The sequence below is a fragment of the Corynebacterium sp. HMSC070E08 genome (assembly GCF_001808895.1).
GTDB lineage: Bacteria > Actinomycetota > Actinomycetes > Mycobacteriales > Mycobacteriaceae > Corynebacterium > Corynebacterium hiratae.
The window spans coordinates 1-13896 of record NZ_KV794760.1 but is presented as its reverse complement, the minus strand read 5'-3'; the positions used below and the strand labels follow the sequence as shown (position 1 = coordinate 13896).

The 13896-nt window shown below is 64.6% G+C and carries 12 protein-coding genes; 9 read left to right on the top strand and 3 right to left on the bottom strand.

From position 1 onward, the window contains the following. The first annotated feature begins 53 nt into the window (after nucleotides 1–53). A complete protein-coding gene (ald, locus tag HMPREF2526_RS06670) occupies nucleotides 54–1136 on the top strand; it encodes an alanine dehydrogenase (RefSeq protein WP_049155868.1) in 1083 nt (360 codons plus the stop codon). Here ald and HMPREF2526_RS06665 read toward each other — a convergent pair. Continuing rightward, entirely contained in the window at nucleotides 1133–1522 is a 390-nt protein-coding gene (locus tag HMPREF2526_RS06665) for a globin (protein WP_049155831.1), read from the bottom strand. The genes ald and HMPREF2526_RS06665 overlap by 4 nt on opposite strands. A 2-nt stretch (nucleotides 1523–1524) precedes the next feature. Then, on the bottom strand, nucleotides 1525–2526 hold the full coding sequence (locus HMPREF2526_RS06660; protein ID WP_049155834.1) for a mechanosensitive ion channel family protein: 1002 nt from the start codon (nucleotides 2524–2526) through the stop codon (nucleotides 1525–1527). A 115-nt stretch (nucleotides 2527–2641) separates the two neighbouring features. Between HMPREF2526_RS06660 and HMPREF2526_RS06655 the strand changes: the two genes are divergently transcribed. Further along, nucleotides 2642–3802, top strand: a complete 1161-nt coding sequence (locus tag HMPREF2526_RS06655) for a cystathionine gamma-synthase (protein WP_070546588.1) — start codon at nucleotides 2642–2644, stop codon at nucleotides 3800–3802. Nucleotides 3803–3814: 12 nt separating this feature from the next. Here HMPREF2526_RS06655 and HMPREF2526_RS06650 read toward each other — a convergent pair whose 3' ends face one another. Next, nucleotides 3815–5704, bottom strand: a complete 1890-nt coding sequence (locus tag HMPREF2526_RS06650) for an FAD/NAD(P)-binding protein (protein WP_070546585.1) — start codon at nucleotides 5702–5704, stop codon at nucleotides 3815–3817. A gap of 56 nt (nucleotides 5705–5760) precedes the next feature. Between HMPREF2526_RS06650 and HMPREF2526_RS06645 the strand changes: the two genes are divergently transcribed. The 7 genes from HMPREF2526_RS06645 to HMPREF2526_RS06615 are packed head-to-tail and all read left to right on the top strand — an operon-like array spanning nucleotide 5761 to nucleotide 13706. Further along, nucleotides 5761–7464, top strand: coding sequence for a TIGR04028 family ABC transporter substrate-binding protein (locus HMPREF2526_RS06645; RefSeq protein WP_148139549.1), 1704 nt, complete (start codon nucleotides 5761–5763; stop codon nucleotides 7462–7464). Further along, a complete protein-coding gene (locus tag HMPREF2526_RS06640) occupies nucleotides 7465–8445 on the top strand; it encodes an ABC transporter permease (protein ID WP_070511974.1) in 981 nt (326 codons plus the stop codon). Then, a complete protein-coding gene (locus HMPREF2526_RS06635; protein WP_046647321.1) occupies nucleotides 8442–9296 on the top strand; it encodes an ABC transporter permease in 855 nt (284 codons plus the stop codon). The genes HMPREF2526_RS06640 and HMPREF2526_RS06635 overlap by 4 nt, the downstream gene beginning before the upstream one ends. Before the next feature lies 1 nt (nucleotide 9297). Next, nucleotides 9298–10995, top strand: coding sequence for a dipeptide ABC transporter ATP-binding protein (locus tag HMPREF2526_RS06630; RefSeq protein WP_070546580.1), 1698 nt, complete (start codon nucleotides 9298–9300; stop codon nucleotides 10993–10995). A gap of 27 nt (nucleotides 10996–11022) precedes the next feature. After that, on the top strand, nucleotides 11023–12210 hold the full coding sequence (locus HMPREF2526_RS06625) for an alkylhydroperoxidase domain protein (protein ID WP_070511980.1): 1188 nt from the start codon (nucleotides 11023–11025) through the stop codon (nucleotides 12208–12210). Between the two features lie 18 nt (nucleotides 12211–12228). Then, nucleotides 12229–12903: an SDR family oxidoreductase gene (locus HMPREF2526_RS06620; protein ID WP_070511984.1), complete on the top strand. Its 675-nt coding sequence runs from the start codon at nucleotides 12229–12231 to the stop codon at nucleotides 12901–12903. A 56-nt stretch (nucleotides 12904–12959) separates the two neighbouring features. Continuing rightward, on the top strand, nucleotides 12960–13706 hold the full coding sequence (locus HMPREF2526_RS06615; protein ID WP_070546577.1) for a GntR family transcriptional regulator: 747 nt from the start codon (nucleotides 12960–12962) through the stop codon (nucleotides 13704–13706). Nucleotides 13707–13896 lie beyond the last annotated feature (190 nt).

Genomic DNA, 13896 nt, shown 5'->3' with positions numbered 1-13896 from the left:
ACTCTGAAGGGGTCGAATTCAGTTTTCTTCAACAAAAGGAGATGGCTCTCACCATGCGTATTGCTGTACCCAAAGAAATCATGAACAACGAAAACCGCGTCGCCCTTACTCCTAGTGCCGCGGACATCTTGATCAAGGACGGTCACGAGGTCCTGGTGGAAACAGCGGCCGGGGAAGGCGCCTCATTCCCGGACTCCGACTATGAAGCCGTCGGCGCGACCATTGTCCCTTCCGCTGCGGAGGCCTGGGCGGCGGATATGGTGGTCAAGGTCAAGGAGCCTCTCGAATCCGAGTACGGCTACCTGCGCGAAGACCTCCTGCTGTTTACTTACCTGCACCTGGCTGCGGATCGCCCGCTGACGGAAGCGCTCATGAAGGCCGGTACGACGGCCGTGGCCTATGAAACTGTGACCGATTCCCGTGGCACGCTGCCGCTGCTGACACCGATGTCCCAGGTGGCTGGCCGCCTGGCGGTTACTGAGGGCGCGCACCACCTGCTGTCTACTGAGGGCGGGCGCGGATTGCTGGTAGCCGGTGTGCCGGGCACGCGCCCGGCCCGCGTTGTCGTCATCGGTGGTGGCCAGGTGGGAGCTTCGGCGGTGGCGATGGCGCAAGGATTGCGCGCGGAGGTAACCGTGCTGGACCTTGACCCGCACGTGCTGCAGCGCTTCGACGAGCAGTACCATGGAAACGTGCGCACGATTGTCTCGGACCCCGCGGCGCTGGAGTCCGAGCTGCTGGAGGCAGATCTGGTCATCGGTGCAGTCCTGGTTCCGGGCGCGGCGGCCCCGAAGCTGGTGCGCGAAGACGTGGTCCAGCGGATGAAGAAGGGGGCAGTGCTTGTCGACGTCGCCATTGACCAAGGCGGTTGCTTCGAAAACTCCCGCAAGACGTCCCACGACGATCCCACCTTCAAGGTGCACGACACCATCTTCTATTGCGTGGCCAATATGCCCGGCGCGGTGGCGAACACCTCTGCCCGTGCGCTGGGTTCTGCCACTCTGCCCTACATTCGCGCAGTGGCTGCCGACGGCTTCGACGGTGCTGTGGAGCGCTTCTCGGGATTGGCCGATGGGCTTATGACCCGCGGGGGAGAACTGGTCTCCCAGCCGGTGAAGGAGGCCTTCGGGCTTTAAGGGGCGCGGTTGATGAGCATCGCCGCGACTCGCTCCATGTGGTCCCAGATCATGGCGCGGTAAGCGGGCGGGATGGTGTCTTCGTCGATCTGCGCCAGGGAGTTGCCCATGAGTTCGAGCCAGCGATCATGGGCAGCTATGTCGATGGGGTAGGGCGCATGCCGCATGCGCAGGCGCGGGTGGCCGCGCTGTTCGGAGAAGAGCTGCGGACCTCCCCAATACTGCACGAGGAACCAGGTCAAGCGTTGCTGTGCGCCTTCCCAGTCTTGCTGGGGGTACATCGGCCCGATGAGATCGTCTTCGCGCACCTGGGCGTAGAAACCACCGACGAGTTTCTCAAAGGTCTCCATTCCGCCAATGGCCTCGTACACGCTCGTTGGCTGCACGTCTAGTCTTCCTTTCGCGTCAGGCCGGGTTCTTCCAGATCAAAGATAGCCATCCCGCGCGGGTAGGGGGTGGTGATCCCCTCTTCGTGCATGGCTGTGAGGATCTTCGCCTGCATCGCGCGCTGCACATCCCATTGCTTGCCTGGCAGCGTCTTGACCGACACACGGTAGGACATGTGGTCGACCTCAAGGCCGGACATGCCGTTGACCGTCGGCGTGGCCAGGATGTAGTCCTTGATTTCGGGATCGCGGGCGGCGTCCTCTGCTGCGGACGTGATGACGTCGACTGCTCGCGTGGGATCGTTGCTCAGCGCAATCGGGACCTGGACGCGGGCCACGGAGTAGCGGTCGGAATGGTTGGCCACCTGCAAGATTTCGCCGTTGCGGACGTACCATAGCGCGCCATCGATATCGCGGACCGTGGTAATACGTAGGGAAATGGACTCCACGTCGCCGAAGACCCCGTTTCCGAGGTCGATGGTGTCACCGATGCCGTACTGGTCCTCCATGAGCATGAAGATGCCGGAGAGGAAGTCCTTGACCAACGCCTGCGCGCCGAAACCAAGGGCGACACCAACCACACCGGCAGAGGCCACGAGCGGGGCGACGTTGACGCCGAGCTTGTCCAGGATGGCGAGCACGGCCCAGACCCAGACGAAGATGGAGACCGCGGAGCGGCCCACCCCGGCGAGCGTCTGGATGCGGGAGGTGCGCCGAGCCTCCTGTGTTTGCTCGAGGACCTTGTCGGTTGTTCTGTGCGCTTTGCGCGGGGAGAGCGGCGAGCTGAGCTTGCCCTTCTTGATGCTGTTATCAGCCAGCTTGGTGATGAGTCGGCGCAGCAGCCAGCTGCCGATGATGGCGACGATGAGGATGAGCGCGATGCCGATGGGTTTGTCGATGAGCCAGGACTGCATGTTTTCTGTTTGCCACCAGCGGGTGACCGCGTCGACAGCCCCGTCGGTTGGCTCGGAGGAAGCGCTGAGGTATGCGGTTGGTCTGGTCACGTGTGTCCTTTCTGCTATCGCTCACGACTGACGCTTACCGATGGTAGGGAAGAGAACTGAATATAAAAAGCTCGTCTTTCTCCCAACTGAACAGCTTGGTCTAGACTTGTGCCTCATGACTGACAACCGCACCCTTGGCTTTTCCTCCCGTTCCATCCATGCCGGTTACCAGCCGGATCCCTACATGGGATCCATCAACGTACCGATCTACGCTTCCACCACGTTCCAACAGGACGGCCTCGCGCAGCTGCGCGGCGGCTACGAGTATGGCCGCGTGGCCAACCCCACCGTTCACTCCCTCGAGAAGACCCTCGCGGCGCTAGAGAACGCTGAATACGCCCGCTGTTTCGCCACGGGCATGGCGGCAGTCGATACCCTCATCCGCATCCTCGTGCGCCCGGGGGACCACGTGATTCTGGGCAACGATGCCTACGGCGGCATGTACCGCTTGCTGCACCACGACTATGGCCAGTGGGGCATCGAGCTGTCCATCGTCAACACCGCCGATACCGCGGCGGTAGAGGCGGCGCTGCAGGAGAACACCAAGCTGATTTGGCTGGAGACCCCGACCAACCCGGCGACAACAATCACGGATATCGCTGCGGTCGCTAAGGCAGTCAAGGAGGCTGGCGACGCCCAGATCGTCGTCGACAACACCTTCGCCACGCCCTACTTGCAAAATCCTTTGGAGCTGGGCGCGGATCACGTGCTGCATTCCACTACGAAGTACCTGGGCGGCCACTCGGATGTGCTGGGCGGCGCGGTCGTGACCAACTCCGCGGAGATGGACGAGCGCCTGCTGTACTTCCAAGGCAATGTCGGTGCGGTGTCCTCGCCTTTCGACGCCTACCTCACCGCCCGCGGTATCAAGACCTTGGAAGTCCGCATGGATCGCCACTGTTCCAATGCGCAGGCCGTGGCTGAGTTCTTGGAATCCCGTCCGGAGGTCAAGCAGGTTCTCTACCCAGGCCTGCCCTCGCACCCGGGCCATGAGCTGGCTAAGAAGCAGATGCGTGGCTTCGGCGGCATGATGTCCGTGCGCTTCCACAGCGAGGAGCATGCCCGCCAGATTTGTCTCAACACTAAGCTCATCTCGCTGGCGGAGTCCCTCGGCGGCGTGGAGTCCCTCATCGAGCACCCACAGAACATGACGCATATCTCCGCGGAGGGCTCCGAGCTCGTCCCGCCGGCAGACCTCGTGCGCATCTCCATGGGCATCGAGTCCATCGATGACCTGCTCGCGGACTTGGAGCAGGCCCTCGACGCCCTGGATTAAACCGCCGCGTGATTAGAGGGAAGTGAGCAGCGAGCCGGCCGTGCGGTCGGTTTCCTGCAGCATGAGCGGATCCGTGCCGGGCATGGGGGAGATGGTGGTATCCGGCCACTGCGAATAGGTGGGGATGCCCACGATGTGCAGGCGCGGGTCCTCGGTGCCACCGGGGTTGACCGCGCGGCGGCTCCACGTCGTCTCCGGCGAGCCGGTGGCCTGGCCATGATCGACGAAGGCGCGCACGCGCCCATTGAGGGACACTGCGAGTGGATCGCCGGCGCGGCGGACATCGGGGGAGTGCATCCAGGCGTCGATAAGCCAGGTGGAGGAAGCCTCACCGTGCGCGGTGCGCAGCGTGAACTTCTCGCCGATCTCCAGCTGGGGGCGCTGGCCTAGGAAGGTGACGAGGCCGGCGTCGACAAGCGCGAGCAGCTGACGGGTGCGGAAGAGCGGCGGGCCGGAGCCCACCATCTGCCCGAAGGCCATGAACTCCTTGTAGGTGCTGGTGCGGGACTCCCACGTCATCCGGCCTTCCGAGCCGGCGATGGAGGAGGGCTTGCGCGCGGCCGAGATGGCCCACAGCGCGGACTTGAGCGGGGAGTCGGCGGCGGCGACGGCCTCCCGGATATCGCGGGCGAGGCCCTCGGCGATGTACTCGGTGAGCTCGGCGTTCTCAGTGCCATCGAAATCCGCCAGCGGGTGCGCCCAGTGCGCCAGGTCGAGCGGCTCAGTCGATGCGCCGTCGAGCGCGACGCGCAGCTGATCCGCCATGCCCCGAAGATCCGGGGCAGTGAGCTCCGTGGAATCGATCGTGGCGAGGATATCCTCGAGCGGGCGCTGCAGAGCATCCGGTGCCACCCGCGCCTGGTTTTCGTAGTACTCGGCGTAGGCATCGCGCAGGATGTGCGGCAGCAGCTGCGTGCCGAAGTCCAGCTCCACCTTCGGATCGAGCGCGGCGGCTGCGGCACGGAAGCGGGTCAGCTCAGCCTTCGGCGGCAGCGCGTGGTACTCCGACTTCGGGATATAAGGGTAGCCGCGGCCGGAGGAGACGATGAAGTGCGGCTCCTCGCCGTTCGGCTCGTAGCGCAGCCCGGAGCGGGTGGAGGGGTCCTCGACGAACTCGCCGCCGCGGTCGATGGTGAGCAGCGCCATGACGTCAAAGAAGCCCATGCCCAAACCGCGGACCAGGACCTTCTCGCCCGCAGGGACCTCAGACACCGGCTGCTCCACGGGGTTATCCGGGCGCACCCAGTGCAAGCCGGAATCTGCGGCCTCGGCCAGCGCGCGTTCGGATTCGCTCAGCGCGGGTACCTGCCAGCCGTAGGCCAGGACGGTGGCGTCGGCGGTGACGGTAGTGCCGTCGGAAAGCGCAATGACATCGTGGCCCTCGGCCGCGTCGATGGACAGCGCGCGGGCACGGTGCTGGACGACGTCCACGCTCTCCGGCAGCTGCGCCAGTGCCACCTCGAAAACCCACTCCAGGTAGGCGCCGTAAAGCGCGCGGGAAGGGTTGGACTCGGGGCGGGTCTGCGCGAGCTCTTCGGCAAAAGAGGAGGCGAGCCCCTCGCGCGGCGGGTGGGAATCATAAAGCTCCAGCTTGGCGGGGGAGATGGAGGGGCGCTCGCCGCGCAGAAGCTGAATCCACTCGTAGAGGATGGGGCCTTCAAGTACCGGCGCAGTGGTCGTGGAGCCGGGCTCGGTGAATAGCGTGACCGCGCCAGCCAATGTGTTCATGCACAGCGTGCGGGTCTGTTCGGTGTCCCAAATGCGACCAGCGCCCAGCGGGGCATCATCGATGATGTGGAGCCGCAGGGGTGACTGAAGGGGGGTCGCGCGCAGGTGGGCTGCAAGGCGCTCGACCAGCGAGATACCACGCGGGCCGGCCCCGACGATGGCGATGGCGGGCATATAAATCAACCTCAAACTTTTAGACTGTGCTGTCTAGTGGAATAATACCGCTCAGTATGCGTTGTGTTAAATCCAGAGACGCACTGCACACCGACTATCTACTTTCTGAAAGCATTACCGTGAAAACTCTACGCGCACTCGCCGCCACCTTGGCAGCAGCCCTTGCCCTAGCGGGCTGCTCTGCTGCGGACCGGCCGGAAGGGGAGGACAACGTCCTTACCTACCTCGAGCCGCAGTTCTTCCGCACGCTCTACCCGCCGGCCGCGGGCTTCTACCCCAACGGTGGCGTGGTCAACCAGCTGACCGACCGCCTCCTCTACCAAGACCCCGAGACCCTCGAGCTCTCGCCGTGGATCGCCACGGAGATGCCCAAGGTTAACGAGGATGCCACGGAGTACACGTTTACTATCCGCACCGACGTGACCTACTCCGATGGCTCTCCTTTGACTGCCGAGAACGTCGTGGCCAACTTCGATCTCTTCGGGCGCGGTGACAAATCCCGCACGCTGACCAGCTCCGAGCAGATCGCCAACTATGACCGCGGCGAAGTCGTGGACGAGGACACCGTGAAGTTCTACTTCACCCAGCCTTCCCCGGGTTTCCTTCAGGCCACCTCCGCCTATAACGCCGGCCTGCTCTCCGATTCCACGCTGGCCTTGGACAACGAAGGCTTTGGCCCTGGCAACGCGGTCAACGTCATCGGCTCCGGCCCCTTCGTAGTGGAGTCGGAAGAAATCGGCACCGACCTTAAGCTTAAGACCCGCGAGGACTATGACTGGGCCCCGCCGGCAGTCAAGCACCAAGGCCGTGCGGAGATCGACGGCGTCCACTACATCCTCGCTGCCGAGGAATCCGTGCGCACCGGAGCAATCCTTTCCGGCCAGGCCGATATCGCTCGCCAGATCTCCGCTCCGCAGGAGCCGCTGCTTGAGGAACAGGGCATCAACATCATTGCCCGCGGCACGAACTCCATGAACAACCAATTCGCCTTCCGCTTCGATCACCCGTTGCTGCACGATAAGCGCGTGCGCGAGGCCATCATCCACGGCGTGGACCGCGAGGAGATCCTCCGCGTGCTCTTCTCCGAGTCTTACCCGCTCGCCACCCCGACGGTGGCCGAGACTGGCCTGGCCTACAAGGACCAGTCTTCCGCTTATACCTTCGACCCCGAGGAATCCAAGCGCCTCCTCGACGAGGCCGGCTGGGAGCCCGGCCCCGACGGCATCCGCGTCAAGGACGGCCAGCGTCTCGTCCTGCGCACCAACACCGCCTTGCCACAGCCGCGCTCCAAGGAAGTCATGACCATGGTCCAGGACCAGCTGCGCGCCCTGGGCATTGGCATCCAGGTCAACGCCGGCGACCAGGCCACCCAGAACGCCGATGCCAAGGACATCAACAAGGTGCAGATCTACCACTCGATGGTGGGCCGCGCCGACTACGACGTCATCACCTCGCTCTACGGGATCAACAACCGCGATGCCTTCCTCAACCAGGACGCGGAGGGCAATCCCATCGACGAGCACCTGCAGGAGCTTCTCGACGCCGTCCTCGACACCCCCGACAAAGAAGGCCGCATCAAGGCCACGGAAGAGGTCCAGGACTACCTCACCGAGCAGGCCTACGTGCTCCCGCTCTTCGAGGAACCTGTGGTCTACGCCGTGCGACCGGGCATCACTGGCTTTAGCCCGGAATCGGTAGCGCGCCCGTGGTTCTACGAGGTCAGCATCGACGCCGCGCCATCGGATGAGGAGGAAAAATAGATGACAACCCGCCAGATCTTCAGCCGCATTGGGCAGGCTCTCCTCGTGCTGCTCATTACTTACACCGTGGCCTTCCTGCTTCTTTCGGCGCTGCCGTCGGATGCCGTGCAGTCCCGCTTCGGCGATCCCGCCCTGGGCCTATCCCAGGCGGAGATTGAGGCTATTCGGGAGGAGATGGGCGTCGACAAGCCGCTTGTAGTGCAGTACTTCACCTCCCTGGGCGGCTTCCTCACCGGGCACTTTGGTAACTCCACGCAGTCCGGCGCCCCGGTGGCTACGCTGCTTGCCGACGCCCTTCCCCACACCCTCATCCTGGCCATCAGCGCCATCGGCTTGGCACTCATCGTGGCCGTATTCGTCGCCTTCCTTGCCACGCTGCCCGGTCTCGGCGCCATCGGCTCCTTCTTCCGGGGTCTGCCTTCCTTCATGGTCTCGCTGCCCGGCTTCTGGATCGCGATCCTGCTCATCCAGTTCTTTTCCTTCCAGCTGGGCTGGGTGCGCGTTATCGAACCTGGGTCTGTCGAAGGCCTCATCCTGCCGACCTTGACGCTGTCCGTGCCCATGGCCGCACCGCTCATCCAGGTTCTGATTCGCTCCATTGATGAGACGCAGTCGCGGCCCTTCGTCCAGGCGGTGCGCTCTCGTGGTGCCTCGGAGTCCTGGATCTTCTGGCGCACCGTCCTGCGTAATTCGCTGCTGCCTACCTTGACCATGGCGGGCCTGCTCTTTGGTGAGCTCGTCGGCGGTGCCGTGGTGACCGAAACCGTCTTCGGCCGTACCGGCTTGGGCTACATGGTGGCCCAAGCGGTGGCTAACCGCGATACCCCGGTGCTGCTGGCGGTGGTTCTCATCGCCGCAACTTCCTACATCATCATCAACCTCGTCGTGGATCTGCTCTACCCGGTACTGGATCCCCGCCTGCGCGCCGGTTCCCCGAAACGCCGCGCTGCCGCCACTGAAGAAAGGACGGTGCGCTCATGAGTGTGACGTTCACCAAACCCCTGCGAACCTCGCGCCGCGCTCCCGCGGGGCAGGCCAACCCATGGCTCGCGCCGGGTTCCGTCATCGCCATTATCGTCCTCGCGGTGGCGTTCTTGGCCGCCCTGTTCCCGAGCCTGTTTACCTCGGCTGACCCGTACGCGGGCACCGACGTAGCCCTGTTGGCGCCGGGGGAGTCCGGCCACCTCATGGGCACGGACGCGGTGGGCCGCGACCTGTATGCGCGCATCGTCTACGGTGCCCGCCAGTCGCTGCTTGGCGCGCTGATCGCCGTGGCTGTCGGCTTGGTCGTCGGTACGCTGATCGGTCTTCTCGCCGGCTCCCTGCGAGGAGCGGTGGATAGCGTGCTCATGCGCGTCGTCGACGTGCTGCTGTCCATCCCCGGCATCCTGTTGTCGCTTTCCATCATTATCGTGCTGGGTTTCGGCTCCGTGCAGGCGGCGGTGGCCGTCGGTGCGACCTCGGTGGCGACCTTCGCGCGCCTGGCCCGCTCCCAGGTGATCACCGTGGCCAGCTCGGACTACATCGAGGCCGCGTACGGCGCTGGCGCCACCCACGCCACGGTGCTCTTCCGCCACATCCTTCCCAATTCACTCACCCCTGTTATCGCCCTGGCCACCCTGCAATTCGGCACCGCGATCCTGCAGCTGTCCATCCTCGGCTTCCTGGGCTACGGCGCCCCGCCGCCGACCCCGGAATGGGGCCTCATTATCGCCGAGGGCCGCGACTTCATGGCCACCGCCTGGTGGCTCATCATCCTGCCTGGCATCGCGCTGGTCGCCGTGGTGATGTCCGCTAACCGTCTGTCCCAGAACTTCCCCGTGGAGGCCTAACATGACTGTTATAAAAGATGCAGCTCAGCCCCTGCTCAGCGTGCGGGATCTAAACGTGTCCTATTCCACTGCAGGTGGTGACGTTTCCGCCGTGCAAGGCGTCAACCTCGAGGTTCACCCGGGGCAGATGACCGCCATCGTGGGCGAGTCCGGCTCCGGCAAGACCACCTCCGCCATGGCAGCCATCGGCTTGCTGCCCTCGAATGCCACCATCGATGCCGGAACCATCACCTTCGATGGCCGCGATATCACTTCGCTGCGTCGCCGCGAGTGGCGTGAGCTGCGTGGGCGGCGCATCGGCCTCATCCCGCAGGACCCGAACAACTCCCTCAACCCGGTGCAGACCATCGGCGCCTCGGTGGAGGAGGGGCTGCGCATCCACAAGGTTGGTACTGCGGCCGAGCGCAAGGCTAAGGCGTTGGAGTTGCTGGAGCGCGTCGGCATCGATGACCCTGCGCGCCGCTATCACCAGTACCCGCACGAGCTGTCCGGCGGCATGAAGCAGCGCGTGCTCATCGCCGCCGCCGTGGCGCTGGAGCCCGACCTCATCATCGCCGATGAGCCCACCTCCGCGCTGGATGTCACCGTGCAGAAGATCATCCTCGACCTCCTCGACGACATGCGCGCAGAGCTCGGCATGGGCATCCTCTTCATTACCCACGACCTCGCCGTGGCCGGTGACCGCGCCGACCGCGTCGTGGTCATGGAGTCCGGCCAGCTGCGCGAGGAGGGCCTGGCCGCCACGGTGCTGACGAACCCGCGCCACGACTACACCAAACGCCTGCTTGCCGACGCCCCCTCCCTCACCGTCGCCGACGCCCGCACAGCAACCACCGGCGCTGTTGCGAAGGCTGGCGCAACCGCTGAACGCGCTTCTTCTGTTCCCCACGTCGCGGCGACTGCTCGGGATGCCGGCGAACCACTGGTGCGCGTGGAAGGCCTGACCCAGCGCTTCGGCGACTTCACCGCGGTCGATGACATCTCCTTCACCGTGGCCAAGGGATCCACCCACGCCATCGTGGGCGAGTCCGGCTCCGGCAAGACCACGACTGGGCGCAGCATCGCCATGTTCAACACCCCGACATCGGGCAGCATCACCGTGGGCGGGCGCGACATCGTGGGTCTGCGCGGTAAGGCCTTGCGCGAAGAGCGCAACAACATCCAGCTGGTCTACCAGAACCCCTATGGCTCCCTGGACCCCAAGCAGACGATTGGCCAGACGGTGGCGGAGCCGCTGCGGAATTTGAAGGGGGAGCGTGCAAGCGCGGCCAAGGAAAAGGCCAAGGAGTTCTTGGACCTGGTGGCGCTGAACCCGGACTACTACGACCGCCGTCCGCGCGAGCTCTCCGGCGGTCAGCGCCAGCGCGTGGCGATTGCCCGCGCCATGATTGTAGAGCCGGAGCTGGTCATCCTCGACGAGGCAGTCTCCGCCCTCGACGTCACCGTGCAGGCCCAGATTCTGCGGCTGCTGGCCCGGCTGCAGGAGGAGCTCGGTCTGACCTACATTTTCATCTCGCACGACCTCGCGGTGGTCAACCAAATCTCCGATACCGTATCGGTGCTCTCGAAGGGCCAGCAGGTGGAGTGCGGGCCTACGGCAGAGGTCTTCAGCAACCCGCAGTCACCGTTTACCCGGAAGCTCATCGAGGCCATCCCCGGCTCGCGCTACCGCGCCGGCGACCTCAACCTGGGCCTGTAGCCTGGGCGAAAACGAAAGGATTAATTCATGGCAGACATCATAAACCTGTTGGCGGGTGTTGAGGGAGACGTGGCTCAGCTGCGCGAGCGCCGGCCCGAAGCAAAGGAGAACGCACAAGCCTCCTTCGCCGCGCTCCTCGAGCCTTCAGCGCCCGGCACGTTTAGCTATGCGGAGCGCTACGCTATCGCGACGTTTGTTGCGGGCGTGTATCAGGCGGCTCCTGCCGTCGCCTTTTATTCTGACCTGCTGGCGGAGGAATCGGAGGAGCTCGCCGCCGAGATAGCCCGCGCTGTAGAGCGCGGCATCACCAGCGGCCCGTACATCGATGGCGGCTTCACGCTTTTCGAGGGCTCACCGCGCCTCGCCGCCGCCCTTGACTTCGCCCACCTTCTGGTCTTCCACCCCAAGGACGCCTCCCCGGCTGCGATTGGTCACCTGCAGGCGGCCGGGTGGTCCAACGATGACATCGTGACGCTGGCGCAGCTGGTCAGCTTCCTATCCTTCCAGCTGCGCGTGGTGTACGGCCTCTCCGTGCTTGCCGGTGCCGCGCAGCCCGCGCCCGTGACTGAGGCGCCGCGCCCCACCCAGACCCCGGAGTGGGTGCCGGGGGAGGGGACGTTGGTGCCGGACGTCGCCAAGCCGCAGGGCTTCGTGGCGCACTCGCTGGGCTGGAAGCCCTGGGTGCCGCCGCAGCCGAAGGAGGAGTTCACGGACGCGCAGCGTGATGCGCTGATTAAGCCCGAGCGCATCGACATGGAGTACTTCCGCCTGCTAGCCCGCGACCCAGCAGCGCTCAAGGCGCGCACGCTCACGGACCTGGACATCTTCTACAACACCGACGGCGGCCTCGGCCGCGCCGAGCGTGAGCTGGCCGCCACGGTAGTCTCGCGCCTCAACGGTTGCGAGTACTGCGCGTCGGTGCACCAGCAGCGCGCGAAGGAGGAGGGCGGTGACGCCGCGGCGATTGACCGCCTGCTCGAGGAAGGCGTAGATGCTGACCTGGGCTCGGCGCAGTGGTCTGCCATCCGCGATGCCGCTCTGGCCCTGACCGAGTCTCCCTTTGCGTTCGACGCCTCCCACGTTGAGCGCCTCGAGGCCGTGGGATTCGATACCCTAGCCATCATCGATGTCATCAACTCCACCGCGTTCTTCAACTGGGCCAACCGCCTGATGCTGACGCTGGGGGAGCCGGATGTACCGAAGCGTTTCCGCTAACGAGAAGGAGGAACAACCATGGTGAAAACTGCCGTTGTAACTGGTGCGACGGGTGGAATGGGCGCGGAGATCATCAAGGATCTTGCCCGGGACCACCGCGTGTATGCCCTGGGCCGGCGCGCCGGGGAGCTGCCGGAGGCGGAGAACATCGTGCCGGTGGAAATCGACTTGCTGTCGCTTCTCGACGGCGCAGCGCTCCCCACCGAACTGGCTTCGCTTGAACGCGTCGACGTGCTCGTGCATGCGGCGGCGCGGGCGGATAAGCGCTCTGTGGAAAGCGCTAGGCCAGAGGATTGGCGCGCGCAGATGGACCTCAACGTGCACGTGCCAGCCGAGCTGACCCGCCAGCTTCTGCCCGCGCTGCGTGCGGCGGAAGGGCTTGTGGTGTTCATTAACTCCGGTGCCGGCATTCACTCCTATGGTGACAACGTCATTTACGCCGCCACGAAGCATGCTTTGTACGCGCTTGCCGACGGCTTGCGCCTCGGCGAGCTCGGCATCCGCGTGTCCACCGTCGCGCCGGGCCCGACGGATACCCCGATGCTGCAGGGCCTGCAGGACTACAACCCGGAGCATGTCATCGCCCCAGTCGAGGTGGCGAAGGCTATCCGCGCCACCGTTGATGCCGGCCCTACCACGCAGCTCACTGAGATCCGCGTGCGCCCACGCATTGAGCTAAACCAGCGCAAGTAGGTGGCGCGTTTTCTCTCAAGATGCGAAAAACCCAGCACACGGTACAGTTATGAGGCGTGTCCACCTCTCAACGCCGCCGCCCCGCCTATTTGGTGATCGCGGATTCGCTGCGGAGCAAGATTGAATCCGGCGAACTGAAGCCGGGTGATCGCTTCCCCACGGAGCGGGAATTGGTTCAGGAATACAAGGTGGCGCGCATGACAGTGCGCCACGCCCTGGACATCGTCCAGATCGAGGGACTTATCGACCGCAAGCGTGGGCGCACCGGCGGCACCTTCGTGCGTGCCACCCCGCCGACGCTGAGCCTGACGAGCGGGCGCAGCGCCCTCGACCAGCTGCGTGAGCATGGCCTTGAGGTTGAGGTGCGGGTGCTGTCGTTGGCGTTGATTGAAACTCCGGGCCATCTTGCCTCCGCCTTCGGGATTGAGGAGGGTGATGCCGTGTGGGAGTGCCGTACGGTGCAGATGACTGAAGGATCGCCCATCATGGTCTCCACGCTTCTTATCCCGCAGGCCTTGGCACCGCACCTCACGGAAGAGGAAATGCAGAAGCCGCTGACTGAACTATTGACGGAGCTTGACCTGGCACCCGTATTTAAGCGGGATTCTCTCGTGGCCGCCACCGCGCGCACGGAGGAGCAGAAAGCCCTGGGCGTTGGACGCAACCAACCGGTCTTGCGCATTACGCGAACCGTCAAAGCAGAGGGCGGCCTCGTAGCCGCTCAGCTGGAGGAGACCCTGCGCCCTGATGCGGTCACGGTGGAAGTTGTCGTCGGCGAGGACCCCACGCCGACCCTCGACTAAACACTATGAGTCTGCGACCCTGCGGGGGCAGCCGTCATTAGGTGTGTCCCTTTGGGGAGGCGTTAAAGCACGCCAACTCGTCAGCCATCTTTCGGTTGGCGGGTTTCGTTCTTTAAGGGCTTAACCCTCAGCGGGAAGCGCGTGAATCGTGCTCAAGGATCGCCGATATGCCCGCGTGCCTTGATGTGGT

Bases quoted from the DNA above. Each gene is read 5' to 3' on its own strand.
- HMPREF2526_RS06620 (WP_070511984.1), top strand. From the start codon at position 12,229: ATGGTGAAAACTGCCGTTGTAACTGGTGCGACGGGTGGAATGGGCGCG.
- HMPREF2526_RS06635 (WP_046647321.1), top strand. From the start codon at position 8,442: ATGAGTGTGACGTTCACCAAACCCCTGCGAACCTCGCGCCGCGCTCCC.
- HMPREF2526_RS06630 (WP_070546580.1), top strand. From the start codon at position 9,298: ATGACTGTTATAAAAGATGCAGCTCAGCCCCTGCTCAGCGTGCGGGAT.
- HMPREF2526_RS06650 (WP_070546585.1), bottom strand. From the start codon at position 5,704: ATGCCCGCCATCGCCATCGTCGGGGCCGGCCCGCGTGGTATCTCGCTG.
- HMPREF2526_RS06640 (WP_070511974.1), top strand. From the start codon at position 7,465: ATGACAACCCGCCAGATCTTCAGCCGCATTGGGCAGGCTCTCCTCGTG.
- HMPREF2526_RS06655 (WP_070546588.1), top strand. From the start codon at position 2,642: ATGACTGACAACCGCACCCTTGGCTTTTCCTCCCGTTCCATCCATGCC.
- ald (WP_049155868.1), top strand. From the start codon at position 54: ATGCGTATTGCTGTACCCAAAGAAATCATGAACAACGAAAACCGCGTC.
- HMPREF2526_RS06625 (WP_070511980.1), top strand. From the start codon at position 11,023: ATGGCAGACATCATAAACCTGTTGGCGGGTGTTGAGGGAGACGTGGCT.
- HMPREF2526_RS06645 (WP_148139549.1), top strand. From the start codon at position 5,761: ATGCGTTGTGTTAAATCCAGAGACGCACTGCACACCGACTATCTACTT.